The following is a 26,817-nucleotide window of genomic DNA, read 5'->3' as shown; positions in this document are numbered from 1 at the left end:
GTCAAGACCACCACTTTTCCATGAGATGCCTCTACTATAAACAACACTGTAACGAAAAAACATAACGCGGATGTAGAGTATCGCTATCCGGAATTCAACCTCTGGTTGAGTTTCTTTTATTGTCCGGCTATGGGTATATTCCTGATACGCTCATCCATTTCCTCCACGAATATCCAAAACGAAAGCAAAAACCTAAAAAATTGTAAATACGCAACCAGCTAAAAATAAGATATGATATGGGCAAATCAGGAAGGGAGGACAGGATAAACCTACTTAATTACCCGCTTTAGAAGAAACATCATCTTGCACATGACGAAGGAGGAATTTTAATGAGAATCCCCAAAATCACCAGCCTGTTCATGATGCTTACATTTCTGACGACGGCGCCGCTATCCGCTTCCAGCGAACTGGCAAGCGCGGCTGAAGCATCGTCGGGACCTTTACGCGTGATGAGCTTCAACCTGCGTTATGCCGCCAATGACAGTCAACCTTGGGAGAACCGTCGCCCTGTTACGAAGAACCTGATTCTGGAGCATAAACCGGACGTCATCGGGACGCAGGAAGGACTTCACCGGCAAATCGTCGATCTGGAGAACGACCTGCCAGGATATGATCGGATTGGAGTCGGGCGTGAAGGCGGGAACTTAGGTGAGTACATGGCGATTTTTTATAATACGAAGCGGCTGAAGCCCTTGGAGCAGTCTCACTTTTGGCTGTCCGATACGCCGCAGACGATCAGTTCCGCCAGCTGGGGGAACCAGATTCCGCGCATGGCAACCTGGGTTCGATTTCAGGATCTTCAGAATGGCAAAACCTTTTATATGGTCAACACGCATCTGGACCACCAATCCGAGGTTTCTCGGCAGAAGAGCGCCGCACTCATTGTCGACAAGATGAAGGCCTTTGCCTCGGATATACCCGTGGTCGTAACCGGCGATTTCAATACCGTTCCGGGAAGCGATACGTATTCGATTTTTACAAGCAACGGGCTGTCGGATGCACATATCACCGCCAAGAAACGCACCAACGATGACCTGGGAACCTTCCATAATTACAAGGACCCTACAGGCGGCGGCAGCGGAAACCGGATCGACTGGATTCTGCACAGCCAGGGCTGGAATGTTCTGCACAGCGCGATTATCAACTATAATGAAGACGGCCAATATCCGAGCGATCATTATCCCGTCATGATGGAAGGCACGCTGCAAAAGGCAAACAAAACCACCGAAGAAACCGTACCCAAGCTGCCCTTGACCACGGCTCTGCACATCACTGAAGTGGTCGCTAACTCGAACGAGCAAGGAAATTACAATTATGTGGAGATCTACAACCCGAATGACCGGGAGATTGATCTGGAAGGATATCAAATCTACTACTATTACGATCCTGCCCTCCCATTCGACAAATCCAAGTCCAATCGCTGGACCATTACGAAGGATCGCTACAGCACCGATACCATCATCCGCCCGAATGAAACCAAGGTGATCTGGATCAAGAAGCAACCCTGCTGTTATGACCTGAGTATGGAGCAGTTCCTTGCCAACTATAACGTCCCCGGAGATGAGCTCTCGCCTTCTCAACTTCTGGCCGTCTTCACGCCGGGCAACAATCAGGGCCTGAACGGAACCTCCACCAACGGACGCGCTTTGGGTATTTCATCGCCTTCCGGCACGCATCTTATAGGTGTCCAGTTCAATAACGGACAGTTGGATGCGGGAATCAATGAATCGATCACATATCAGGAGCCCGAGCCGCTGACGAGCATTATGCAGAAAAAAGAAACTCACCAGGTCCCTTCTCCTGGTCAACCGTAAAATAAAAAGTCCCCCTTGATCGCTGAAAGCGCCATCTAAGGGGGACTTACTTTATTAGATCGATGTGGATTTATATTGAACCTCCAAACACTGCTTCGCGATGTAAAAAATCTGACCCATGTGCTCCGAATAATGCGTGGCGCATTGATGCAGTATGTCGAGGTTGCTGCGTTCTATTCCGCGTACCGATTGAACCTGTTCAAAGTCCTCGCTCGGCATGGATTTAACCGTATCGATCAAGAACTGAAACCGATTCTTCACGATCTGAATCAGATCATCCCGGCTGACAAAAACCTGCGTCAACTCTTCCTCCCGGTTCCGTGTAACATCTTGATGCAGAATCCCCTTCATGACCCGCTCTTGAATGTTGCCTTCGATGTGCCTGATCAACGTCGATATGCTCAGACTCGAATGGTTGGGCCGCCAATTGACTTGCTCATCGTTTAACTGCACCAGCACTTGTAAGGTACGGCTGCGGATGTTTTCAAATTTGTCCTCCAGCCACTTCCGGTTGAACTCATGATCCATATCGCAACACTCCTTTTTAGGTATGATAAACGATTTGATGTCACGCCTTCATCGCTTTCCAGATGTATTTATGTTCACGAACCCCAAGCTGTCCGTCGATCTGATTCTCTCGTATTTTGGCTTCCAGTTCCCCCTTCATCTCCGGCAAGGTGAAATCGGGATTCCCTGGTGTATCCGACAGATTTAATGCAAATTCGTGAGCATTCGGGAAATAAGTGATCGCTTCATTATACTCTTCAATCTCGACATTCATGTAGCCATTCTCCGACAATCGCCTTCGAACATGCGTCACATCCGTATGGATCCCGATGATGGTGCCGCCTGAAGCTAATATCCTGGGATGTTCCAGGATCGAGGTGGGCCCTCTGCGGTCATAGATGAGATCAAACTGACCATCTTGAAAGGGCATCTTGGTCTTCGTTGTGGCATACACAAATTCCACATTCCGGGTTCCGCTGCTCTCGAGTAAGGATTGGGAGATTTGGATCATCTCCGCGGAGTTGTCAAATCCAATGATGTTCTCAGCATGATTGGACATCCGGAGCGTAAACTCGCCATGCCCGCAGCCTGCATCCAGCACCGAATGAAACTGCGGCAGCATCTCCACTAACCGCTCCTCAAACACCTCTTCCGCCGATCTCCCGACTACGGTACACACCGCTCTTCCTTTGTACCCGCCATTCCTGCGTGCGACCATGTCATACCAATCAATTCCCATACGTTTCCTCCTCCGTGATAGGCTGCATTACATTCACCATCCAAGATAGCAGAAACCTGCTGTAACATGATCTGGTACAAGCCGATAGGTACTGAAATCAACCGGTATATCTAATGAATTAAAATATTACCATTTTGTTCCGGAATGTCAACGGTTACATTGAAAAAATTCCCATCGAAAGTCATCCTGTATCATTTGATTTCTCCGGTTCTCGCCTTCTCAACCAATACGCTTCGGATTTAAGAAAAATGCAAACCAACTCTCCTTCAATAGGTAAGTAGGACTAAAAAAACATTGCCCTTGTCATAATTTGTCGTCTACAATAGAGGAATATTAATCCAATACATCGATACATACAGGAGGATTTCATGTTTTTAAAAAGGTGGCGTCAACTATTATCTTTAACCCTCATTTTATCGTTTTGCATGACATCCGTGGCAAGTGCGGCGGAATCTAGTCAAGCCAAGTATGCATGGGCCAATGAGTCCGTTGATTTCCTGAGATCCCATGGGGTTTTTGAGAATATGGAGTATCAAACAAGAACCTTAGGCAAGATGGTGACCAAATCTGATCTTACCCTCATGGTTCATCGGTTGTTTACCGATTTCCGGGTCGAAGCCGATAAGAATATCAACATTCCCGGCGTGCCTAAGGGACACCCCTCCTACCAGATTTTTAAGGATGTTTACGGCAGCATACCTTCAGCGCCGAACGGATTAATCGGAGCCGCAGACAGAATCAATTATGACGATGAAACCTTCAAGTATATACCGGAGAAAGTGTTAACACGCTGGGACTTGTTGATTACGCTGAATGCGCTGTTCGATGATATTGGTTATTCCTTGGAGTTATACGACGGTGAGGATATCGCGAGATTGCGGGCGATTAAAGACCTACCCAAAAGAAATTTCAATTCCTACAAGCAATATGATAAGTGGAAGTATGCCTATCAGCCATTAGCGCCCGAAATCGGGTTGATGCAAGACAAAAGATGGGGGCTTTCCTTAGCCTCCGATCTCGATCACGTCAAAGCCTATGCACTGCTCGGCTTTGCCGAGGCCGGCATCATGAAACCCGATACGAAAGGGTATTTTCGCCCGAATCAAAAGGTAACGTTAGCAGAAACCGCAGTTATCCTGCATCGAATTTACGACTATTATAGTGGCAGCGACTATGTCCGGGAACCATCGCCGGATGATCTCATTCCGAATGGCACAAGATACTTTATCTATGCGGGTTCCCCATCAGGACACGGAGAAAGTCCGGTTCATGACTTTGCTTTGGTGAATCGCGATGCCCTGCCGGAATTCTATCTGGCCTTGAAGGCTACGGAGAAAATCGACTTGCAGATCAACGTGAACGGGGAGCCATCCTATTATACCTACGAGCAGTTGAGCAACCCTAAGCAGCCTGTTCGAATCTCCTTGAATGGCGCATACTATGCAGAATTCATCCCCATTATCCGAAGCAAGGGTCAAAAAGCAACCGGCGAAAATAACAACATTGAAGTTATGTATTATTACTCTGATAAGTTCCAGGACTTTACCCAAGCCATATGGTATGAACCCAAGTTCTAGTTAAGTTAACAAAGGGAGTGCACAACTGTTGCAAACAGTAGGCACTCCCTTTTTATCGTGTTACAAGACATATTCAAGTTCTTAAAATGTTTGCCTTCCCGCTTTGCAGATCCTCAAATACCGGTCTTTGCACAGAGCTGATGTCCTCTAGCTCAATCTCATGCAATGCCTTGAATTCCAACTGTAACGACTCGTTATCCTCATCGTGATGAATCAGTATTCTGCCTTGCTCCTCCGTCCTCCCTCTCAAATCCACCACGGCGTTAAAAATAAACATGACAAACACGATTTCATTTCCGTCCGGATAACGATACTGCATTCTGGGTCCGCTATAGACCCCATAGAGTTCATAATCGAGGACGACCAGCCCCGTTTCTTCGAGCACTTCCCGTCTCATCGTCTCTTCAACGGATTCTCCTGCCTCCATACCGCCGCCGGGAAGTCCCCAATTGCCGTAGTCCGAGCGTCGTTGGAGCAAGATTCGCCCATGATGATCCCGGATGATGGCGCCGCCAGTCACTATGATTTTCATATCAGCATCATCCTCATTCGCATACTTATAGGCTGAGGGTTTACAGCATCAGCTTCGCTACGGATTCACCATCCGACCACGGCATGACGCCGATTTCCTCAAAACCCGCTTTGACATAAAGCTGCCTGGCCCGTTCGTTCTTCGGATCAAAACTTATCATAAGGACATCCGTCCGGTCATGTTTGTTTCGGATTTCTTCAACAATGCATCGCAAAGCCTCTTTACCGTAACCCTTCCCTTGGAAATTTCCGTCGATCATCAAACGGTAAATCCAGTAGTTCCCGTCATCGGAGTCCAAGCCATATAACGCGAATCCGACCATCGTCTGCTCATCATAAATGGCCATCGCTTCAAAATGTTCAAGAAATTGAAACTGGGCAATCGAATACAGATTGGAGGCAATAAATCCTTCTTGCTCCGGCTTGGCTTTCAGTTTAATGCATTCGGTCCAATTATCCTTATCAACTGGCTGCAGTCTAATCATGTTAAGCTCCTTCGATGGTTGTTGGTATAAACACTCGCCTCTACACCAAATGTTTAATAAAGTAATAATGCTGATGACCCCTCGGGGCATCGTCGATACGAGCAATCTCTTGAAACCCATGCTTTTGATAGAAAAGCGGCGCTTGGAAGCTGAAAGTATTGAGTTTGATGAAGGTGCATTTCTTTTCTCTGGCTATCCTCTCGATTTCCTGTAATAATCTCGAGCCGTAGCCCCTCCCCCGGAATCGGTCATCCACCCACAGAATATCGACCTCAATCCAATTCCAGCAAAACACGCTATTGATCCCGCCTACGATATCACCATTCTCATCTTTTATATGTAAGTTGATCTCCTCATAATTCTGCTGTAAATCTTCTGCGATATGCTGTGCATTAAATTTGATCAGGTTCGTCCGTACCGAATGCGCTTCTTCAGGACTGCTTTGATTGATGTTAATCTGTGACAATTGGTCACCCCCCTTTCTCTTTACTTGTAGGTTTAATTGAACATTCAGCTTCATAACTTCCTCATCGCCAAACCAGATTCCCGTTTCCACAAAACCTAGATTGCTGTACAAAGTTTTCGCTATCTGGTTATCCTTATGTACGGTCAGGCGTATTTCTTTACATTGCGGAAATTGGCCTTGGATCCATGTAATCATCTGGAGTAAAGCTGCTCTGCCATATCCTTTGCCCTGTTCTCTTGCATCTATTAAAAAGCCGTTAATCCAATAACCATCGGCTGTATTCACTTCATAAGCATGCATGATAAATCCGACCATTCGGTTCCCGTCATATATCGCAAAAGGAATGTATTCTACTTGTTCACCATCCGGTTTGATGTAGATCTTGGCTAGAGATACAGCTACCGCTGGCACAAACCCCTGCTGTTGGTCCAAAACCTGCAGTGCCAATGCTTCTTCCCAGTTCTTTCGATTGACCGGCATTAACTCTATGTCCATATCATTGTCCTCCCAAGCGAGCATACACTAAACCAAATAATACCATATGGAGTTGGGATATGCCCGGATATAAACGACTTTAGATAAACTCTTCCAAAATACATCCAGCCCAATCAACTGTAATCCTCTACCACAGCCACCATCTTCAAACGAATAACCAACGATAGTCTGACAACGATAGAAGTCCTTCATTTTCATAGGATTCACATTACATATCCCCTTTCGTCAGTGTAGGTTGCAACCCTGATTTTGTAAAACTCCGCCCTTTGCTTTGCACACTTCTCATCAGCTTATCATTTAATATACTGGCTCTACTATAATAAAAGAGGTGAATCAAATGGGTCGTGTCACTGCTGTTCCTCAACCGGATTTAGTATTAATCAGCTGGTCAAGAAACCCTCTTGTTACGGGCTCCGCGCGTAGAATCGTTGCTGCCCGTGTCATTGGCAATGCTTCTCCCTGCCGAGCTGATTTGACGCCGAATGCACTGTTAAGAACCGCCTTAGCCTGCTTACTGGATCATGATGTAGGTTTCAAAATCGTATTCCGCCAAAGAACATCCAACATTAGCGGATACCTATTATTGCAGCGTAATTAATAGATTTGGGAAGGAGCAGCGATCATGCTGCTTCTTTTTTTTAGCTCTTTTCGTTAATATTGTTGCAAACAAGAAGCTTGCAAGTAAGCCAATTTCACAACAACAGTAAAGCTGCGGGCATAAGAAAACCAGTTGTTGAGAGCAACTGGTTCAGTAAAGTTCTTATCTTGGATAGTTCTTTAACCACTTGAATGCTTGTTCATAATTATCAAAAAATTTAACGGATTCTTTTGTGTTGGATTGCTGTAAGTAATTCATGATCTCCCCTTCTTCAAGAAGAAACGCAATTGCCTTGCTATGATTCAGAATGGTTTCATTAAAGAACTTATCTTTCCATGCTTTTTGAACGGAGAAGTGGTTTGGGGTATATCCTTTTCTATCTACCAATAATTTGTATTTCAGACCCTCACCAATAAACTGCTGACATGACTTTTCAAAACCATTAAACCATTCAATAACGTCATCAGTGTTTATCTTCCCTATCAGACGAGTAACAATCAAATCTCCTGCAACTGTAGTGCTAATATTCTTATCAATCAAAGTGGAATCATCTCCCTTAGTATCTATTATGCGTAAACTTGCCACTGAAGCAACACTATTTACGAAATGAGTCTATTTTATTTACGAGTTTCGATACACATTACCAGCCTCTATACCCATACATTTACAGCTCAGGAACTCTCCATTCATTTCACAAGACCCCATCGATTTCCAGATCGATTGCCCAGGAAATACTCCCTCGTTAGCCTCTCATAACGAAAAAGCCCGCAGGGCATTCCTATCCCCCTGCAAGCTTCCTCGTAAGAACCTCTATTCACCTTTTTCATATCTAAACCATATCTCTATGATCTTTTGTCTCTATATTTATTTCAAAAGGGCAACACTTACGGCAACCTTCTCCAGCTGTGCTTTGCTTAAGGAATGATCCGGAGAGCTGATCGTCACGAAGCGGTCATTGATCTGAAATCCCAGCATGTCCGTATCATCCGGTGTATACCATTTCGCTTTAACCCCATTGGACAAAGTAACCGGTTTGCTGTCATATCCGTGAGCGTAGTCTCTTGGGGAAATGTATACCGTCATATGTTTGAAGACCATGTTGACGCCATCTCCCGAAGCACCCGTCTTTTGATACACATCGCCTTTTACCATCTGACTTGGAGCATACGGTGCTTGGAAACCATCAAATTTAGAGAATGCAGTTTTGATTTCTTTTAATTGAGCATCGTTATATTTCACTGTAGTTAACTCGATCGTCTGACCGTTTCCAGGATTACTTCCGATCAGCACCTGAAGATTCTTCGCATCGTATTGCACGGGTACATTCAGTACATCAGCAATCGCGCGAACCGGCAAGTACGTTGTGTTTTGATATGTGATCGGTGTCAATTTTTTGCCCGTGTTATATACGGTTCCATCCACTTTGATACCGATGCTGTGATTCAGGTAAGCCGAGATTTTCTCCAGATTTGCCCCCGCATAGACGCCCGCGGCTCCCGTTAACGTCATTCCCAGCACAGCAACTGCCACGATTGATTTTTTTAATGATTTCATTTTATCCATTCCTCTCGTTGTCTCACCAACATCACTAAGTCGATGAGTAATATGATGAAGCTCGATATAAACCTATTTAAAATCCATCACATACGTCGCAATTAAAGCTTCTTTATCATCAATCGTAATTCCCAGTCTTTTTCCAGATGGGCTCCAAGTCAGAGGATAGACAGGATGGGCGGCAGGATGCACTGCAGAATAATAGGGCGCCATCCAGCTTACCTTCCCCGAAGAGGTATCAAATACGTACACTCCGTTCATCCCGCTCTCATTCTCCGAATATACATCGAAGGCTAATCTGGCGGAATCCGGCGACCAGGACAAGTACGAGATCAGATTGCCTTTTCCGATAAGAGAACCTTGCAAACTTCCGGCAGCGTCATAGATCAGCAGTTTGCTGCTCTCGTCCCCTCCTGTGTTGGTCGCTGTCGCAACGGCAATGTACTCGCTGTCCGGAGAAATCGCAAAGTTCCATACATTTTCAATGAGATGTATCGGCTTCGACTGTCCGGGTTCAACGACCTTCAGCACCTGGTTCACATCGGTATAATAGATCCGGCCCTTACTCGCTCCGAATTGGTTGTAAAATTCAACATCCTCATCCTCAATGGCTATGGTGGTATAAGTGCCGTCCGTGGAAATGAGTCGAATATCGCCTTTGCCGCTCATGGAGCCTGCTGCGAGAACATAGGTGTCGGAATCCAGCCATCCCCCAATCTCCATGTAATTGTCACCCTTAACCGGGATGCTCTTGCCAGTACTCAAATCCTTCAGGAAATTGTCAGCCGTGTACTTATCCCTCCATTTCTGAATAAAGCTATATTTACCGTCTGGCGAGATCTCTTCTTTGACAAGCTGTTCGCCTGGATGCAACTCTTCATGCTTCGTGAGCTCACGCCGCTCACCTGTACTTACGTTCACTGCTTCGGTGGTATAAGCATATTGCGGTTCTTCCGTTTCGGTCGCTTCCTTGATCAGTTTGGTTGTTAGCACCTTGACCTCATTCTCCGACAGCCATGCCTCAATGTTGGACGAGGCAATCCGGTGCGTCTGATTCACGATCACTTCCCGACTGGATTGCCCACTCGCCCCTTCTACAACCGTGAGTTTGCGCTCCCCCGATGCCGTCTCTCCAGCATTCGATACAGGAGGCTGGCCGGTTGCACTGTTGCCTGGCTCCACGATCGTCAACCGATCCTGGGACTGGCAGGCCGTGAGGGCCGCAGTAACAGCAACAACAAACAGCAACTTGAACCCATGCTTCTCAAATCTATTTTTCATAACAGGTTCCTCCCATGCATATCCCCCAAGGAGCTCTTGGCAGCTGCAGTTTTCGTCTTAGCATACCTCATGTTTCCCTGTTGAACTCAGTATAGAATGCGAATATCTCGATACGATATCGAGCTTGTAACGAACTTGTAAACAAATAGATAAACTTGAAAAAAGAAAGCCCAGACCTTATTCCAAGTCTGAACTTTCTTCTGTCGAAATAACCTCTGTCGATTGTGGCCGATTCATCGGCAGGACAATCACAAACGTAGAACCGCCGGGACCCGATTCCGCAAGCTGAACGGAACCATGCTGTTTCTCCGCCAGATTGCGTACCAGAGATAACCCTAAGCCAGTTCCTCCGTGAACCCTGGAGCGGTCGCTGCTCACCGTATAAAACGGATCGAAGATCCGTTCTCTGGCATCGTCCGGGATTCCGATTCCGGTATCACTTACCTTGATGATCATCCGATCATGGCCATGCTCATCCTGCTTCACTTCGTTCGAGAGCGTGACAGTTCCTCCGGGCCGATTGTATTTAATTCCGTTATCCAACAGATTCAGAACCATGTGCATCAGATTCTCCGGATCGGCCCATACCTTACGATCCGTTAGGGAGGGCTGAATCGCAATGTTAGTTTGCTCTGCCTTAGCTTCCAGTCGGGCTGCCGCCTCTTGCAGAATCGGCAGAAGCTCTACGTGCTCCGCATGGGTTTCGAATTCGTAAATATCCATGGACGATAACTGAAGCGCCTTCTCCACCAATCGATATAGACGCTGTGCTTCCTTGCTGATCTGTCCCCTGGCTTCCTCAAGCAGGGCTGGATCATCGCGATACATTTCAAGCAAATCCGCATAGGCCAGTATGGAAGTCAGCGGCGTTTTCAATTCATGGCTGATATTCCCGATAAACTGCTTCTGCTGCTGTTCCAGCTCCTGCAGCCGTTCGATGGCATCCAGCAGCTTCAGCTTCTCCTCCGTGAGCTGGCTCACCGAGGAGGAAATTCGCCCGCTCATCTCATATATGCCTTGCGCCAGCTCACCGAGCTCATCATTTCGCTTAACCGTCGGCTCGCTAAGATAGACTCCTTCGCCAATCTTCTGCGCAGCCTGGTTCAATCTGCTGATGACATGAACCTGCCGCCAGACGTATAGAAAACCGATTAAGAAGCCCGCCGCCAATACGGCAAGACCCGTCACGATAAACAGGTTCTGGATCCGATCATAGAAAGCATGCTGCTCAGCTAGCGATGCGTGGAATTGAATCGTTCCGATCGGTTTATCCATATTCCGAAGCGGAGCGAGATAGAGCAGCTGGTCCCCCTCCGTAATGTAGGCGGAACGCCCTTGCGCTGTGTGTGCAAGTGCGTCTTGTACATCCATTTTCGGCTGAAACGGAAGGGAAGTCCCTGTGAATGTACCATCCAGCTTATACAGGGTCACCGGCATGCCGCTCTGGGTTCCAAGATCAACCGCTAGCCGTTGACCGACATTTTCCATAAAATCATCCGGCTGGGTTTGAGGATTCGTCAAAAATTCCTGATGAACCCTGAGATTGGCCGCTTCGGCTTCATGGGCGAAGGATTGCTCCAGGCGCACCCGCTGATCCTCCCGTATCCCAGCAAGAACCAATGTGCTAAGAACAACAACAACGGCGATCAACAGCAAGGCGAGAAGAAGTGCGACTTTCCACTTTAAGCCGAAACGGACCTTTCTTTTGCTCATGATGGAATCTCCGTGCTTTTATATCCAATGCCATATACGGTCTGAATCACTTCGTGCTGGTTTCCCAGCTTCTTACGCAATCTCTGGACGTGAATATCCACCGTACGCGTGCCGCCGGCAAAATCCATATCCCATACTTGTTCAAGCAAGGCCTCGCGCGAATATACCCGTTCCGGATTCCGAGCCAGGAGAGCCATAAGGTCAAACTCCTTCGGTGTGAGCTCAAGAGGTTTGCCTTCAGCATGAATGGTGCGATTCAACAGGTTAATGGTAAGTCCGGATATTCGGATGACATGCTGTTCCGGGGCTTGCTGCCCAACTGTCTCAGGGGTGCGGCTTCTTCGGGACAATGCCTTTACCCTGGCGATGATCTCCCGCATGTCAAAGGGCTTTGTCATATAATCATCCGCACCAAGCTCAAGCCCGAGCACCTTATCCACAATATCGTCCTTCACCGTCAAGAGCAGAATGGCAGGACGCTGCCGATCCTCGAGCTTGCGACAAACATCGTACCCGCTAAGCTTCGGCATCATAACATCGAGCACCATCACGTCAGGATCAAACGATTCCACACGCTCCAGCGCTTCCTGCCCATCCCCTGCCGTCTCCACCGTATGTCCTTCTCTTCGCAGCGCATAAGCGACTGCGCTTGAGATACTAATCTCATCATCCACTACAAGTACCTTGGTCATTGCAGATACGACTCCTTTACTGGCCGATTACAACATTTACTAGTGCAATGATGGTACCGTATCCGGCATCATAATTCAACCTGGATGGGCTGCAGTACACTTCAACAGAAAAAGAGAACCCAAGGCTCTCTTTGATTTACCCGCTTATTTTCCAAAAATATACATGGCGCCATTCCTGGGTTGTACAAATCCCTTTCCTCGGTAACCTCTTTTGGACAATTCCTGAGTCAGCACTTTCATGAATGCACCGTGACTAACCACTAATACGTTGCGATTATGGTAACGTTCTTCGATCCAATCGATGATATGCCCAGCTCGCTCCAGTGTCTCACTTCTCCGCTCCGCTTGTGAGCCGTGAGACAAATACCAAGCCAAACGCCCCATCAGCAACCACATATGGTAATGAAACTTTAGATTTCCCAAAGGATGAATCGATTGGACCTCAATCTCTCTTAACCGATTCGTTGCGATGATAGGGCCTGTATATATCGTTTCTGCCGTCTGAATGGCTCGGGATAAATCACTGGATATACATACGTTCCACTCCGAAAAACCATAATCCAGGTCCGATTGTTCAATTTCAGCGTTATTGTAAGCTTCCACCCAAGCATTAAACTGATTGGACGTCATCCATTTTCTATCGAGTTCATGTATAACTTTAAAATGTCTTACCAATCCAATTTTCATAGGGCTCCTTAGATCGTTTATTCTCTACTAACCGTGCCAAAAGAAATCTTCATATTCGGCGCGTAAGTTAACCACGAATCGCTATCAAACACCTGAAACAACTTAAGTTCGGCGGCATATTGGGCTTGTGCTTCTTCCACTGATAAACCTCTCTGTACCAACTGCTCCACTACCTTAACCGAATCCTCGAGTTCCTGCCCAATGCCTTCTTCCTTCAAGGACTGAAAAAGCCGATCTTTCTCTGCAGCGTCCATATTCTGGTCCAAAAAATTCACTTTGTCACTGACTCGGCACTCCACATTCCGTAATCCCAGCTGACTTAGGAATATCGGCAGCTTCATGCCGATGTTTCCGTCTTTTCCGCTATCTTTGGCGCTCTCTTCATACAATTTCTGTAATATGCCTAGAGGGACAACTTCAGAATGCTGGATTTCATCAAAGCCATAATTTGCCGTATTAGCAATCCAATGGGGCTCAAAACAAATGACTCGGCCACCGTCCAGTACACTATCGATCATTTTTTGAAGAATCATCCGAGGGTTTGCCATATGTAATAAAAATGCATGGCAGATCGCAACGTCATACTGACGATGCACAAACATGTCCTCAATATCTCCTTGAATGAATTCAGCGGAATAGGGCAGCTTATCAAACACCTCTCTTGCTTCCTTGATCAAATCTTCACCTTTGTCTATCCCTGTATAGGTTGACCCTTCGGGTAATAGTGGGAGAAGCTTCAGTCCAAGATACCCATATCCACAACCATAATCCAGGATGTTAACGGGGGCATTCAATTTCCAGACGTTCTTCACTAGAAACTCCAGGTAGTCATCGTTGTAATATAACCATCTGGTATTTCTCAAATATTCGATTTTAGAATCCCAATAATATTCGGACATCATCTTTACTTCCTTCCAGCATCAAGATTCCTAACTAACTCCGTCCGTATCAAGCCTTGCCTTATGGATCACTTCACGAATGAAATCAGCCTTGCCGTTGGTATAGGCCACGCGGTCATGTTTATATTGACTCTCAAGGACTTTTTTTAAGGTATAATACTGATCCCTTGTATCCGGATGGTTCATTAAATACTCCCTGAATAAAATTTGGTCGTTCCACTGTTGGCCTTGATACTTGTAAACATGAAGATGATGGGTCCCCGCCGGCCATTGCCCTCTACGAAAGAAGAGTCGCTCCGGAAACTCCGGTTTAAACACATATTCATACCCGATCCTGGCCAGATTCTCTATATATTGTTCATTTACTAGCGTTAAACTCAAAACACCAGCCATCATATCAATGGTCGGTTTCGATCCTAAACCCATCACAGACGTGCTCCCGATATGTTCGATATGGACATCAAGTCCCTTCAGTGCTGACTCAATTTTAGCTTTTTCCCGTTCGAACTCGTCTTTCCAGTCCGGATTGTACGGTGTTACAATAACTTCTTCCATACGAAAATTCCTTTCGATACATGAGACCATTACGCAGCCCTTATATATTCCGTCTCAGCTTAATTTCAAACTCCGGCTTCCACCTGCCCACCTGGAAAAACCCACCCGTTACGGTCCTTCACCAACAATATTTTACCGCGTTCATTCTCAACCACGCCGCCTACAGCGACATATGTGTTGGCATCATCATGACAACAGCCCCCGATAGATAAGATATACTTCAATTTTCACAAGACAAGGCCCCTTAGATATCGTTATAATTCACAATGCTTCCAGGTTCAAAATTCTTCTCAATAATATGTAGCAGATGCGCCCCGATTTCCTCCGTAGATAGCAGCTGTCCAGACTCATGCGCATGGGCGAAGGCTTTGGCCATTTCAAACTCCTGCTCATTTTTCCCTCTGGCCATTCTTTGCATATCCGTGTCCACCATTCCAGGATTGACCGCAATGATCTCCACCGGGTTCTGCCGATTCCTTTGCTCGGTCCCAACACTCTGCGTAAACATATTGATCCCGGCCTTCGCTGTGCAGTATATGCTCATCGTAGGTGCTGGATATGTTCCGGAGCCAGAAGAGATGTTGATGATTTTCTTTCGAATGGAGAGCCCCTCCGTTTTCTTGATGAAGCTGGACGTTAAGATCATCGGCGCTATCAGACTGATTTGCACATTCATATGAATATCTATCGCATCGCATAGTTCAATGGCCTTCAGTGGTTCAAGCATGGACGCATTATTGATAAGGCAGATCATATCCGCATGATCGGCATCAATCTCGTCAAACACTCTATCCACAAGCTCCTCCAGACCGAACGTATCGCTCAGATTATATACATGGTGACTGTATTTTGGATAGCTGCTCAATCTCTCGGACGTTCCTCTCGCGACCCCATGCACGACATGGCCCTTCTCTAGAAGCATGTGGGCCAACTGCTCGCCGATTCCTCTCGAGGTTCCCGTGATTATGAAATGACCTCCACTCAATGTTTTAACCTCCGTTATTCTAAAAAGATAGCTTCATAATATATTCTTCCACTTCTTCACCACGAGCATGGGCATAGCCCTTATCTTCCCCCCAGATGATGAAGCCGTTTTTTCCCAGGATCCGAATCGAGGCGATATGATCTTTAACTGCGCGTGCATACAATGGACGGGTTTTGATATCTCTTATAAATAACGAAAGGGCTCTCGTCGCTATGCCTTTCCCCCAATATTCGCGCCCTATCCAGTAACTAACTTCGGGCTGACCCATATGTTCGAAGAATAAAATCTGCCCGGCTACTTGTCCCTCATATAAAACGGTTTTCTTGATGATGGTCTCATCGCCTAAGATTTTGGCCCAATGCGAATCAAAAGCTGCCTTATCCGAAGGATCTTTCGCTGTAAAAGCCGCCATGTAGTTCGCCTCAGGGTCTCGTTGTTGCTCAAAAAATATGGAAAGATCGTCTTCGAACACATCTCGCAATAGCACCTCAATCATCACTAGTCACCCCAGTCGCCTATTGTTTTCTTCCATCGTCTATACCTAATGGATTTCACATGAGACATCCGTTATCCTGCAACCATCGCACAATTTTCTAACTGCATTGTTATGTGAACCCATAAGAGGCAGGAATAAATCGCTTGAAATTATGAAGAATAGGGTCCAGAAGATTTCGCCAAACTTGTGGTTTGATCACCAAGCCGAGGAAGCAACCCAGCATTATGTTTGGGAGATGCTAGCTGAAGGCGGTGACGAGAGAGCACAAGTATGCGGTTGGTTGAAAGACAAGTTTGGCGTATCGTGGCAGATCGTCCCGGCTAATTTAAGCGAAATGATAACCGACCCCGATCCGGCAAAATCGGAACGAGTCATGAAGGCTTTACTCCAGACGAAATCAAAAATTGACATGCATGGTTACAGCAAGCCTACGAGGGGTAAGGAAGGCTGCCTTTAGGGTAGCCTTTCTTAACCGTTGAAAGCTCTCTATCAGATCGAGGCGGGACATTAGTGATACCATCATAACTCAAGTTCATGCGTGACTAGTTCATCATCCGCATTTTCCTTAAAACCTAAATTCTTATAAAATTCAGCTGCCTTGGGATTGTCCGTTTTCAAGACGAGTTTAGTATAATGGCTGCTCGCCATATGAATTACCGCATCAACCAACTTTCTCCCGGCTCCATGACGCCGAAATTCCTTTAACACATACAGTCTGCGGATCCTGCCGATGCTTCCGTCAGAATGCGGATCACGATTTAACCCGCAAATGCCAATGACTCTATGACCAACTCGACATTCAAACAAGGCTTCAGCTTCATGCTGAAACGTATTGATACCCTCTTTATATTCATTCACTAGCCTATGGATATTCCTAAATCCTTCTTCCTTGCTTTCAGTCAGGAGCTCGGTGATGTCTACTGAACCCAGGTCGGAAACTTCGTGAACGATCATGTTGTTCATGGTATGTCATTATCCCCTGTTTCCCTGCAATTTTTATTATTTGTGTAGAGTCTAGTATTTAAAAAAAGTATTCAGAATGCCAATCGCTCGTAATTGATAATCCTTGTTATCTTCCGTATATATTTGTTCGACTCCCATATAAATGGCAGCATGTTTTATATGCCCTGACTTAAACCGGATGTCCTTCCCGGATTTACTACATTTATTTTCTATCCCTGTGTTTACGCACGTAATTCCATATTCCTTCGACAACCATCTGTTGTAATCGGCCTCATTGGGGCAGGTAACTGCTAAAATGATGAGAACCAGTACCAATATTGCAACCATTCTTCTGATTACTTTGTTCATAACCCTTATCGTTTCTGCCCAATATACAATAAATGAGATGAGACTCCCAAAATGCTTGGGTTCTCCGCTTCCTGGTAGATCAGGTTCATGACTTCTTGGAATTCCTCTTCCCCACGGGACCGCCAATAATCGAACTGCTCTGCCTTGAAGGAACCTGCTATACTTGACGAACCTATCAATTTGATCGTCTCGAAGCCATGCGATTCCATGAACGGCTTAACGTCCTCCAAGTTATAATAATACGCACCGGTAAATCTTCCTTCATCGTTATGATTGAATATCCCGGTCCTAACAAATTCCTTAATGCTGCTGATATTATCATTCGGTTTCCATTGTTCCGGAAATGATAATGATGTCATCAGATGCCGAATTCGAGTCATGAATGCCACAAATACATAACCGCCTGCTCGTGTAACACGATTCAATTCTCGGACAGCCGTAGACCGATCCGATTCTGTCTGAAGATGGTATAACGGTCCCATCATAAGTGCACCGTCAAACACCTCATCTTGAAATAGGCTAAGATCGTTGGCATTGGCACGGTGAAACCCCTTGAACTGGCCTGTTAACTTGAATTCTTCGGCTTTAGCAGCCGCAATCTCGACTAATCTTGGCGTAAGGTCTGTTAAGGTCACATCGTAACCGTTCTTCGCTAATTCCATCGAATACTTCCCAGGTCCCGCACCGTTATCCAGCACATGACCTTTCTCAGGCAGCATACTCAAGATATGATGCAAATTGACGATAAATTCAATGGGCTCCCTATCCAAGCGTCCCCATTCATCGAAGGCATTATAATAATCTATCACTTTGTTCAACTGATTCACCCCTTCACTTACCTGATTAACCCTTACTCGTCACTTCAATCCATCTAAGGATGACTTCTTTTAATTGTTCTTTCTTCTCCTCCAGATCGTTTAAATTATAAATCTTCACGATTGCCCGATCATTAGAGGCCCATTCCAATAGAGTATCCTCAGGCATGGCTCCCTTGATGTCATGAGTTTGAACTTTTGGCCCACAATGAAAAATGATGCGAAAGAAGCCTTTCCCTTGTAAATTCAATGTGATTCGGTCTTCGCCCTGAACGCAGAAGCTGGGTGCATTCCATTTGATCTGCTCGGTTATCTGATCATCGACGCTAAATATGAAGCTTCTTACTTCCTCAATTTCAGCCTTTAATGGATGCTCAAGATGGTGAAGATACTCCACGACTTGTTCGTGACCTGTTAATTTTGCCATCCATAACTCCTCCTCATATACTAAGGCAATTGAAGGAACTCATTTTACCCAGGTGGAGTTCATTCATAATTTCCTTGCCGTCAAGATCGGCTGATAGAAACCCGATTCCGAAGGCATATGCCATCTGATATCGGTGAATCCCGCTTCCTCCAATATTGCACTTAATTCCGTTCTCAATAAAGCTCTATAGGATGTGCTGTTGACTTGAGTCTTCCATGACCCATCAAGCTCTTGCATGATAAATTGGTTGGTTATATAGTGATTGCCAGCTTCAGCCCAATCCCAGACTTGAAAAACGATACGTTTTCCTTCATCCATAACTCGGGGCAACGTGGAGCGCTGTCGATTCTGCAGAATCTCGTCATAGTCCCTCATCGATATAATCAGTAGCCCCTTGTCTCTAAGCTTCTCATAGAAGTTCCGGCAAGCCACGCTTAATTCTTGGTCGTCCAGTAGGTGGGGAACAGCATTGTCAGCAGACAAAACGACATCGAATTGTCCAGGAACATCCTTATCCAGCGTCCTGAAATCCGCGACTCCAAAATGAACATGTACCCCAAACTTGTCAGCTTCCCTCTTCGCTCGCTCAACCGAATTGGGGCTAATATCTGTTGCCGTTACAGTAAAATCATGCTGCGCTAATCCCAAAGCCTGTGTTCCTATCCCACATGATGCATCCAGGAGATCGATCGGACCCTCATGGCCCTCTGCGTATAACGAACGAATAAACTTATCGAAGAAAGCCCCCTGCCATTGAACCGTTTCAGGCCAATTCTTAAATATCAGGTGATATGTTTCCGATAGCTCATTGTAAAAATACAAGCTTGTGTCCTTCAACCTTATCCCCTCCTATGAACAAAGCATGTTTTTATGCGAGTATTGTTAATAATGTGGATCCAAATCTTAAACCGTCTTTGGGAGCAAGCAAGAGTCCAAAAAATATGGGGACTAACGCCTTTTCAATAAATTTGCCCATATGCTGATAATCTCCTTGGATTTCAGAATCCTTAACCAAACTTCGTCTGACTTAAGGCCCCTTACAAATATGTTCCACACGGTAGATGAACTTCCCTGCAAGTTCCAATTGTGAACAGGCGAATTCCATATCCCCATGACCTGCAATGGCGTAATCCACGTTGCCAAGTGTAGACATTAATATGCGGGCGGACAGTGCAAATCCAAAGGCATCCCGGTCTGCCACAATGTCGGGACGGCTTATCATAAACCGGAATGTTGGCTCCTGCTCCCCTTTAAATAAAGCCAGATTTGCCACAAATGAAGCCAGATCCCAGTAACGAGGCATCAAGGATACATCTTCAAAATCCATCCAGAGCCAGCCCCTTGGGCTCGGCATTAAATTGCGGGCATGAGCATCGCCATGGCTGGGAGCTAACTGCTGGGATTCTGCGCGCATCTGTTGATCTATTTCATAAAATTTGTGGATTAATCGTTGTATCCGATCATCTGGATGATCGGATAATCGCGTAACCGATTGATGGATCCTGTCCCACACACCCAGAATAGGGAGTTCTCCGGTATATTGCTCCATGGCAAGGGTTAAGGTATTCACTATGTTGACCGCTTCGCTCGGTGAAGGGAATGGGAGTGCTGTTTGAGGAATGTACTCCCAGAACGTCATCCAGTGCCCATCCAGCTCAAATGGTCCTTCTTGCGAGAAATGCACAGGCAGCAGCACTGGAACTCCCTCCTCGTGAAGATGAGAAGCTACGCGCAGCTCTTGTTCAAGTTTCTTGCCTATTTGGGGATCTTGTTCGGGGGTAAACGCAGCAACCCGGGCAACGATCGGATGAGGGGCCAAGTGAATGATGATATTTCCTCCGCAGCTTAAGATCTTTGGCATAACTTCAGTCAGGCCGAAATTCGCTGCAGCAGTTTGCAAGTGGGAACAAAGACTGCCCATGGCTGACAAGGCAGCACCTCCTTTAAACGGTAGTAGCATCATCTTTAAGTTCTCATCGTCTACTTCATTCTAATACGTCTACGACAATGATTATTGGGGTAACAACCTTTTTCAATCCGTTCAACACCTTTAGGATTCTATTTCACTCTGCCAGTGAGTTCCAGAGCTCCTCATACTGAAAGCAAAACCCGGCCTAAGATATTTCCTATCTAAGTCGGGTCATGTGGTGTTTGAGTATTTTTTTCTAATGAGATTAGATCGTAACTCCCTCTTCCCGATACGGCTTCAACAACGCCTCTCTCATCGCTTCATCCGTTTCAATCAAGGCACTGATCTGAATCGGGGTTTGTTCGACGAGCTTACCGTCCTTATATGTACAGCGATGATCATAGCAATTGGGATCATGCAAGATAAGTTCGAGCGAACCCGGTATATTGGCTGCAATTCCAACATTCGCATCGTCCGTTATCCATTTAACGGCTTTCCAATCCAATATGCCTTCAGCTGTCGTGATTGGAGTATGGTAGATGTAATCCTCAGGCACCTCTGCTAGATATAAATACATACCACCCGTAATAGAACCGTTGACGGACCAAGTCACTACGCCTTTAAAGGTTAGACTATAGTCTTGTAGATGTGTCTCTTCTTCCAATTCACGTAACATCGAGTCTCGTGGGGTTTCGTTCGCCTCCAGCTTGCCTCCCACGCCATTCCAGCGCCCCATCCAGGGCGGGGATTTACGATTCAACAATAAAACCTCATCACCGCGCCGAACAAAACAAATATTGTATTTAATCATTTGAAATGGATCCCCCTTCTGCATCGGTTGCTCTTATGTTAAGCTTCTGGTCTTATCTTCGATTGGCTTCTGTTCATCTTTATGTCAGTTTACTTTGACAAAACTCCATTTCCTGTTCGAGTAAGTTAACCAAACCTGGTACTCAGTGATTTCATCTCTAAATTCATATACCTTATCCATATCCAAGTAATGCCCTACGGCAGTAACAGGTACGCTTATACTCGCTTTGCTTTTAACGATTTTCGAGAAATCGATGAATAAGCCTTCCTTAGTCGATTCCATAAGCATGGCGGCTATGTCATCTGGAAGGTCTTCCATTTTCCGACGTGTTAATCTATGTAATTTGGACACGATGACCCTAGACAACAGAGTCTTATAATCCTCAAGGTCAGATACATACAGCTTATTGAACCATCCATCATCATGCGCGTAGTAAGCAAACCTAGCTTTCGGTATTTCATGTAAGGGCTCGGCAAAATGAGCGAAGGTTAATAATTCCGCAATTTGTAGTTTGGTTAATTTGACCAGATCTTCTTCCCTATCAAAATCAACCCAGCAAAAATCTCCATAATCGTATACGCTATCTTCCACTAATCCATCAAGTTCTTGAGATGTCACATAATCTAATCTGGAATGGATACTCCACTGGGCATCTTCGAACTTGTGTTTAAGGAGAATCAAATTCTCCGGTCGGTTACTTACACATGACATAAATTCATAAAATTCAATGCCGTAGGAATAAAAGTACAGGTTATGTTGTTCCTTCCCATTCACATAGATCAAATCTCTAAGACTTTGTTTAGACATGATGACCTCTCTCTAATGCTATCAATGTATAGTCACTCCAAGCAACTACTCCCTCGAGTACAAGAGCGCACCACCAGACCCCAGAATAACGAAATGTTGACCAGACGGGGAAAAACCGCATTTTATTTTCCCATCCAGCCGGTTCAAATCGATTATCGCGGCATGTTTGAGATATTCATAGTTAGGGACAAACACCCGATCCAAGACTACGGAAGCCCTTGGCCACCAGGGGTAAATGACTTCCAGCATCCAGCCATCGTTCGTGATATGAATCCCGTCTCCAGACTCAAATCCAAATATAGAAATGTCCTGTTCGTTCTGCGGAATACGAAAACTCAAGTAATTATCGCTAATATGATCATCCGTTACATTAGGATCCTGGTCTCTGTGCAGTCGGTATCCGGATCTGGCCTGTGTAATGCTGTAACCGGAGCTGCTGATCAGAACAAGGTTCTCATCAGCAGCCCATCCGCACGCAATGCACCCCGCAGCTGGTATGATAACCTCATGACTCCAAGGATGGGGTGGTTTCGTAGGTTCTTTGGCTTGTGCCTGGTGCAGCAAATCGATCTCAAACTTCGTTCTGATTTCTTTTTTTGAATGTTTAAAAGGGTTCATCTCATACTCCCACATTGATCTGAATTAAGGCGAATACGCTCATTCCTTCTCTGCTGGTTAGCAAGACTATCCTCGCTAATTAAAAACAATATCACGGTTTAGGATGATGATTCATCTCCTGTAGTCTTATGTTTAGCTCATCCAGTGATCGCTGCATGCGCTCCATCCTTCTCAGAGCAGAATATTGATTGCTGATAATCCCGGCCAAGCCGACTATCATAACGATAATAATCAAACCGATCATAGAATGCATCCTTCCGTTCTTAGATTGATCTCTAATAATATTTGTTATCGGGTAACATCGATGCGTACGTCCCCGGTTTATCAATTAAGGAAAATAAAAAATCATCCCGATCGCATCGTCTTGCTATGCGAAGGCGGATCATCACTACCCAACTCCTTGCGATGAAGAATAGGATTCATATTACTTTGATCGATGTTCAATGTTCCATCAGCTTGTTTTGCCTCATGATTAAATACCAAATACCCTCCAATGATTTCATTGCCTGACTCCAGTATATATCCCACAATCTGATTGTAAGTCATTGTTTTTTCTTGCAGAATATACCCTGTTTCGATAACCTCTTTATCCAAAAATGGTGTCAGGTCCACATGACCCAATTCTTTAATATCTTTCACATGCGACTTAAAGGATTGTAAAGTATGAGCAGCGTATTTTGTTTCGGACGCAAATCTATCAATGCTCCATCCGTAATCCTCCAAGTAATTAATATGCTGTTCTTTATGGATTTCTATGACGACCCCATCATCCTCTTTATTACAACCAACAAGGATAACTAACATTAGAATGAAAAATAATTTTAATTTCAATTCTCCAGTCCTTTCTTGCATCAGGATTATATATCCGAATGAGAAGCCTTTAATTCCTTCTACACAAAACGGCTACGAGTATCCCATATGTGTGGGTCCAATTTTACCGCTGGCGTAAAAGTTGTCGTCAATGCGTACCGCCCACCGGATTCCGCAGATTGATAGGCACCGAACAGAATCTCGTGCACGTGCAGCTGCTGTTTCGCAGACTGGACGGGCTGTTCACCCGTACGAAGGCAGCGAACAAAATGGGCAATAACACTCTCATCACGTTGTTCCGCAATTTGACGATACGGCACATAACAGTTCTCATTCCCCCGCCAATTGACTGGCTCCGCATCTGGAACAGCGTCTCCCAACGTGTGAACAACCAAAGGATATCCACCGTCATTCATAGCTAGGCCAATCTCCACCAGTTGCCCTACCCCTCTATTTCTCTATAAATGCTCAGTGCCTTCTTCATCTTCTCTGTGTACTCCATGGAGTGGCTCGAATTTATTAGCTTAACATCCTGACGCCCGCTGGAGCTGAGCAGATCCTTGTCACTTAATACCTGAATGAGCCTGTTCACGGTTCCTTTACTGCCATCTATAATGCGAATGTGATCCGGCAGCAGATCCGTTAAGATTCTTTTGTAAAAAGGATAGTGGGTACAGCCCAAGACGATAGTTCCATACTCATTCATATCGAAGGATTCGAATTGCTTGGTAAAGTAAGCATTCATGACCTTTTGATCGAAATTCAAAGCCTCACAGTGCTCTACCAACTCCGGCAGAGGCAGGGAGTCCACGATATGCATGCTATCGACTCGTCGAACCAAATCCCTGTACTTCGATTCCTTTAAGGTCAGCGGCGTAGCAAGCACCAAGATTCGCTTCCCGCTGGAACGATTGATTTCGACGGCCGGCTTTACGGCCGGCTCCATCCCGATGACTGGGACCGGATAAGCCTTCCTTAGATCGGAAATCGCCATACTTGTAGCCGTGTTGCATGCAACGACGATGGCTTTGACTTCTTCCTTCATGATCGTTTCCATCGCATGATGGATGTAAGATTTCACGTCTTCCTTGGCTTTGGTACCATATGGCACATGGAGGGTGTCCGCATAAAACAAAAAGTCTTCATGCGGCAGCTTCTTCATAGCCGCCGATAACACCGTTAAACCGCCTAAACCTGAATCAAAAAAAGCTATTCTCATGTTTTTCACCTATCGTTGTATGTTTTTCTGTCAGCATCCTTACGTAAATATCCTTATACATTATACTCCACTACTACAATCTTCGCAGGGCCATCTGTACGATTGGGATCGTAAGTGGATCAGGTTCAAAATACAGAACGACCCAGCCTTATTGTAATCTCAGAGGCCGGGTCGCGTGCGTCGTTTCTATGCAATTCTGAGAAAAACATGTAACTTCCTTCGCAAACATTAAGAAATGCGTGTTTTACTCAAAACATTTCAACAGTGCCAAGGCCTCTTCATGATCGGGTTCCAGAACAAGCGCCTCACGCGTGTATTCCAAAGCCTCCTCGTCAAGACCAAGCTCATAGCAGCAGATCGCCAAGCAATATAAAACCGTTGGCACCGGCTCGTCTTCATCCGTCTCCACGGATTCCTTCAGGAAGAACCTCGCATCCTCGTACATATCCATCTCGAACAGCACCAGCCCCGCGTCCAATGCCAGATCATAACGCTGCTCCATCACATAGTACGATGACCACATCTTATATATGCCTGTTCGGATATCCAGTATTTCTTCGTCATTGGCATCCGGCAGCAGATTCGAGATGCGTTTCGCGCTTTGAATGAAGAACTCGGCGTCATACCCGCCCAATCGCCAAAAAGACAAAATTTGCTGCATGCCCATGCTCTCAATATTCCGGTCGATCCATTCCTTCATACTGAAGAATTCATCCGGTCCGAAGCGTTCGATAAATTGGCGGTAAGCGATCCGAGTATTGGCATAACTCGTCGGTGCTTCCAGCATGAGGATACAGCCAACGTTAATATTTTTATAATGCTGCGTGGGGAAAATCGCCTCTGCACCCCTTTGCTCAAACACATACTGAAACGCATGATAATTTGCTGTTAGAGAGAAGCTGCCATGGAAAATTAATTGCGGCGGTTCGGCGAACTTCCAATTATCGATATGATGATCTCCTTTATCCGCTGTGAGAAGCATGAAACCCGACGTTGATAACTGATTCAGACGCTCCATGCAGGTCAAACCCACCTCTGGAAACAGGATATGCGAATCCTCCAGCTCTTGCTGGTAGTGGGCAATCACATCGCGGTACCGGTAGGTGTCCTCCTCGTATCTGGGTTCACGGCGATGCTCGTATGCCAGTTTCATTCGTTCCAGCACTTCAGCTGGCTTGAGTTTGTTGTGCTGCTCCGGAAATTCGATGACAACATCACTCTCGTAAATCTTGCCTTCCCCCACATAGATCAGTTCTTGCGGAATGCCGTCAAAAAAATAGTTAGCGACAACCAGCAGCGGCTGCTTCAAATCTCCAGGACGTATCGTTGTCTTCGATACCACCAGGTTCAATTCCGTGTCATGCACGGCATCGAACCTCGCGAAGTCCAGCAGTCCCTGTTCAATATAGGATTGCATGGCAGGATGTTGATTCCATGCTGTAACATTTTTAATCGGCAGATCGGTCATGACATAGCGGAAAGGGGGCAGCGCTATACCCGCAAAATCTCTCAGCTCGCACAGCTTGTGCAGCACATGATAACCGAGGCGCCCGGCTCCGGCTCCCAATTCCAGAATTGTTACAGTTTCGGTGAGATCACCTTGATCGGCGCGGTCCCGAAGGAATCCGAATATAATTTCGGCGTAAGCTGTAGCAATCATAGGGTTGCTCGTAATATACTGTGGAACCTGATCATTATTCCAGGCTTTCATCCCCAGTTCTTCGTAATAATTCCGCTGTAGTTCCCAAATGGGTGCTTCACTGTAACGGAAGCGTTGTTGAATATTGTCCGTCATTCTATATAACCCTGCTCTCTGTATCATTAAAGTACACTCTGATGATGTGCATGCTCATATGCACCGGTCGACCAAGAACGTCTATTGAATCGTACCATATAACTTGGTTCTACCCAAACCTTCTAATGATAAAATCCTGTGTATAGGCTTGAGCTTGATGGCAAATATGCCATTCTTAGGCGTATAGGCACCTTTCCTTCCTCACCCTAATATAGTGTAGG

Annotated in this window: 32 protein-coding genes and 1 pseudogene; 3 read left to right on the top strand and 30 right to left on the bottom strand. The window is 45.7% G+C overall.

The annotated features are described in order from the left end of the window. Positions 1-329 precede the first annotated feature (329 nt). On the top strand, positions 330-1,814 hold the full coding sequence (locus tag AB4124_RS19055; protein WP_441973874.1) for an endonuclease/exonuclease/phosphatase family protein: 1,485 nt from the start codon (positions 330-332) through the stop codon (positions 1,812-1,814). Between the two features lie 54 nt (positions 1,815-1,868). Here the strand turns inward: AB4124_RS19055 and AB4124_RS19050 are convergent, their stop codons facing one another. Next, positions 1,869-2,342 (bottom strand): DinB family protein, encoded by a 474-nt coding sequence (locus tag AB4124_RS19050; protein WP_430105296.1) that lies wholly within the window; start codon positions 2,340-2,342, stop codon positions 1,869-1,871. Positions 2,343-2,382: 40 nt separating this feature from the next. After that, a complete protein-coding gene (locus AB4124_RS19045; RefSeq protein ID WP_430105297.1) occupies positions 2,383-3,060 on the bottom strand; it encodes a class I SAM-dependent methyltransferase in 678 nt (225 codons plus the stop codon). A gap of 368 nt (positions 3,061-3,428) precedes the next feature. Here AB4124_RS19045 and AB4124_RS19040 point away from each other — a divergent pair, with 368 nt between their 5' ends. Further along, positions 3,429-4,637 (top strand): S-layer homology domain-containing protein, encoded by a 1,209-nt coding sequence (locus AB4124_RS19040; RefSeq protein WP_441973873.1) that lies wholly within the window; start codon positions 3,429-3,431, stop codon positions 4,635-4,637. A gap of 73 nt (positions 4,638-4,710) precedes the next feature. Here AB4124_RS19040 and AB4124_RS19035 read toward each other — a convergent pair whose 3' ends face one another. The 15 genes and pseudogenes from AB4124_RS19035 to AB4124_RS18965 form a co-directional block, all read right to left on the bottom strand. After that, positions 4,711-5,169 (bottom strand): NUDIX domain-containing protein, encoded by a 459-nt coding sequence (locus tag AB4124_RS19035; protein ID WP_430105299.1) that lies wholly within the window; start codon positions 5,167-5,169, stop codon positions 4,711-4,713. Positions 5,170-5,209: 40 nt separating this feature from the next. Beyond that, positions 5,210-5,653, bottom strand: a complete 444-nt coding sequence (locus AB4124_RS19030; RefSeq protein ID WP_430105300.1) for a GNAT family N-acetyltransferase — start codon at positions 5,651-5,653, stop codon at positions 5,210-5,212. 40 nt (positions 5,654-5,693) lie between these two features. Beyond that, positions 5,694-6,173: a GNAT family N-acetyltransferase gene (locus tag AB4124_RS19025; RefSeq protein WP_441974181.1), complete on the bottom strand. Its 480-nt coding sequence runs from the start codon at positions 6,171-6,173 to the stop codon at positions 5,694-5,696. Then, positions 6,159-6,614, bottom strand: a pseudogene (locus tag AB4124_RS19020) (GNAT family N-acetyltransferase); the annotation flags it as partial. The gene AB4124_RS19025 and the pseudogene AB4124_RS19020, both read right to left, overlap by 15 nt. 760 nt (positions 6,615-7,374) lie before the next feature. Next, entirely contained in the window at positions 7,375-7,797 is a 423-nt protein-coding gene (locus AB4124_RS19015; RefSeq protein WP_441973872.1) for an STAS/SEC14 domain-containing protein, read from the bottom strand. 279 nt (positions 7,798-8,076) lie between these two features. Then, positions 8,077-8,766 (bottom strand): stalk domain-containing protein, encoded by a 690-nt coding sequence (locus tag AB4124_RS19010; RefSeq protein WP_441973871.1) that lies wholly within the window; start codon positions 8,764-8,766, stop codon positions 8,077-8,079. A 72-nt stretch (positions 8,767-8,838) separates the two neighbouring features. Beyond that, positions 8,839-10,047, bottom strand: coding sequence for a WD40 repeat domain-containing protein (locus tag AB4124_RS19005; RefSeq protein WP_441973870.1), 1,209 nt, complete (start codon positions 10,045-10,047; stop codon positions 8,839-8,841). Between the two features lie 177 nt (positions 10,048-10,224). Then, the gene (locus tag AB4124_RS19000; RefSeq protein WP_441973869.1) at positions 10,225-11,760 is read right to left on the bottom strand and encodes a sensor histidine kinase; all 1,536 of its coding nucleotides are present in this window, start codon (positions 11,758-11,760) and stop codon (positions 10,225-10,227) included. Next, positions 11,757-12,452 carry a response regulator transcription factor gene (locus AB4124_RS18995; RefSeq protein WP_076325210.1) on the bottom strand — a complete coding sequence of 232 codons (696 nt, stop codon included), beginning with the start codon at positions 12,450-12,452 and terminating at the stop codon, positions 11,757-11,759. The genes AB4124_RS19000 and AB4124_RS18995 overlap by 4 nt, the downstream gene beginning before the upstream one ends. Before the next feature lie 144 nt (positions 12,453-12,596). Continuing rightward, entirely contained in the window at positions 12,597-13,139 is a 543-nt protein-coding gene (locus AB4124_RS18990; protein ID WP_441973868.1) for a histidine phosphatase family protein, read from the bottom strand. Positions 13,140-13,156: 17 nt separating this feature from the next. Then, positions 13,157-14,038, bottom strand: a complete 882-nt coding sequence (locus AB4124_RS18985) for a class I SAM-dependent methyltransferase (protein WP_441974180.1) — start codon at positions 14,036-14,038, stop codon at positions 13,157-13,159. Between the two features lie 30 nt (positions 14,039-14,068). Next, the gene (locus tag AB4124_RS18980; protein WP_441973867.1) at positions 14,069-14,593 is read right to left on the bottom strand and encodes a GrpB family protein; all 525 of its coding nucleotides are present in this window, start codon (positions 14,591-14,593) and stop codon (positions 14,069-14,071) included. A gap of 65 nt (positions 14,594-14,658) precedes the next feature. Then, entirely contained in the window at positions 14,659-14,748 is a 90-nt protein-coding gene (locus tag AB4124_RS18975; protein WP_441973866.1) for an NUDIX domain-containing protein, read from the bottom strand. 89 nt (positions 14,749-14,837) lie between these two features. After that, positions 14,838-15,578, bottom strand: a complete 741-nt coding sequence (locus AB4124_RS18970) for an SDR family NAD(P)-dependent oxidoreductase (RefSeq protein ID WP_441973865.1) — start codon at positions 15,576-15,578, stop codon at positions 14,838-14,840. A 19-nt stretch (positions 15,579-15,597) separates the two neighbouring features. Next, entirely contained in the window at positions 15,598-16,074 is a 477-nt protein-coding gene (locus AB4124_RS18965; protein ID WP_441973864.1) for a GNAT family N-acetyltransferase, read from the bottom strand. Between the two features lie 184 nt (positions 16,075-16,258). On the opposite strand from AB4124_RS18965, the gene AB4124_RS18960 reads away from it, so the two are divergent. Further along, on the top strand, positions 16,259-16,531 hold the full coding sequence (locus tag AB4124_RS18960; RefSeq protein ID WP_441973863.1) for a VOC family protein: 273 nt from the start codon (positions 16,259-16,261) through the stop codon (positions 16,529-16,531). 62 nt (positions 16,532-16,593) lie between these two features. Here AB4124_RS18960 and AB4124_RS18955 read toward each other — a convergent pair whose 3' ends face one another. The 13 genes from AB4124_RS18955 to AB4124_RS18895 all read right to left on the bottom strand — a co-directional run bounded on the left by AB4124_RS18955 (position 16,594) and on the right by AB4124_RS18895 (position 26,596). Next, positions 16,594-17,037 (bottom strand): GNAT family N-acetyltransferase, encoded by a 444-nt coding sequence (locus AB4124_RS18955; protein WP_430105316.1) that lies wholly within the window; start codon positions 17,035-17,037, stop codon positions 16,594-16,596. Between the two features lie 353 nt (positions 17,038-17,390). Then, on the bottom strand, positions 17,391-18,203 hold the full coding sequence (locus tag AB4124_RS18950; protein ID WP_430179308.1) for a class I SAM-dependent methyltransferase: 813 nt from the start codon (positions 18,201-18,203) through the stop codon (positions 17,391-17,393). Between the two features lie 25 nt (positions 18,204-18,228). After that, positions 18,229-18,627, bottom strand: coding sequence for a DUF1801 domain-containing protein (locus AB4124_RS18945; RefSeq protein ID WP_441973862.1), 399 nt, complete (start codon positions 18,625-18,627; stop codon positions 18,229-18,231). 63 nt (positions 18,628-18,690) lie between these two features. Beyond that, positions 18,691-19,464: a class I SAM-dependent methyltransferase gene (locus AB4124_RS18940; RefSeq protein ID WP_441973861.1), complete on the bottom strand. Its 774-nt coding sequence runs from the start codon at positions 19,462-19,464 to the stop codon at positions 18,691-18,693. Positions 19,465-19,654: 190 nt separating this feature from the next. Beyond that, positions 19,655-20,548 carry a phosphotransferase family protein gene (locus AB4124_RS18935; RefSeq protein WP_441974179.1) on the bottom strand — a complete coding sequence of 298 codons (894 nt, stop codon included), beginning with the start codon at positions 20,546-20,548 and terminating at the stop codon, positions 19,655-19,657. Positions 20,549-20,801: 253 nt separating this feature from the next. After that, positions 20,802-21,347, bottom strand: a complete 546-nt coding sequence (locus AB4124_RS18930) for an NUDIX hydrolase (RefSeq protein ID WP_441973860.1) — start codon at positions 21,345-21,347, stop codon at positions 20,802-20,804. 84 nt (positions 21,348-21,431) lie between these two features. After that, on the bottom strand, positions 21,432-22,154 hold the full coding sequence (locus AB4124_RS18925; protein WP_430105324.1) for a hypothetical protein: 723 nt from the start codon (positions 22,152-22,154) through the stop codon (positions 21,432-21,434). Between the two features lie 45 nt (positions 22,155-22,199). Continuing rightward, positions 22,200-22,772 (bottom strand): hypothetical protein, encoded by a 573-nt coding sequence (locus tag AB4124_RS18920; RefSeq protein ID WP_441973859.1) that lies wholly within the window; start codon positions 22,770-22,772, stop codon positions 22,200-22,202. Between the two features lie 91 nt (positions 22,773-22,863). Beyond that, positions 22,864-23,016, bottom strand: coding sequence for a hypothetical protein (locus AB4124_RS18915; protein ID WP_430199926.1), 153 nt, complete (start codon positions 23,014-23,016; stop codon positions 22,864-22,866). Between the two features lie 101 nt (positions 23,017-23,117). After that, positions 23,118-23,603 (bottom strand): DUF4830 domain-containing protein, encoded by a 486-nt coding sequence (locus AB4124_RS18910; RefSeq protein WP_441973858.1) that lies wholly within the window; start codon positions 23,601-23,603, stop codon positions 23,118-23,120. A gap of 59 nt (positions 23,604-23,662) precedes the next feature. Continuing rightward, positions 23,663-24,016, bottom strand: coding sequence for a hypothetical protein (locus AB4124_RS18905; protein ID WP_441973857.1), 354 nt, complete (start codon positions 24,014-24,016; stop codon positions 23,663-23,665). A gap of 8 nt (positions 24,017-24,024) precedes the next feature. Further along, a complete protein-coding gene (gene murI / locus AB4124_RS18900; RefSeq protein WP_441973856.1) occupies positions 24,025-24,801 on the bottom strand; it encodes a glutamate racemase in 777 nt (258 codons plus the stop codon). A gap of 244 nt (positions 24,802-25,045) precedes the next feature. Continuing rightward, entirely contained in the window at positions 25,046-26,596 is a 1,551-nt protein-coding gene (locus AB4124_RS18895) for a tetratricopeptide repeat protein (protein ID WP_430105329.1), read from the bottom strand. Positions 26,597-26,817 lie beyond the last annotated feature (221 nt).

It is taken from the genome of Paenibacillus sp. 2KB_20 (assembly GCF_052115765.1).
Taxonomy (GTDB): domain Bacteria; phylum Bacillota; class Bacilli; order Paenibacillales; family Paenibacillaceae; genus Paenibacillus_AQ.
Note: the sequence above shows the minus strand (reverse complement) of the source record. Positions and strands in the feature narration are given on the sequence as shown.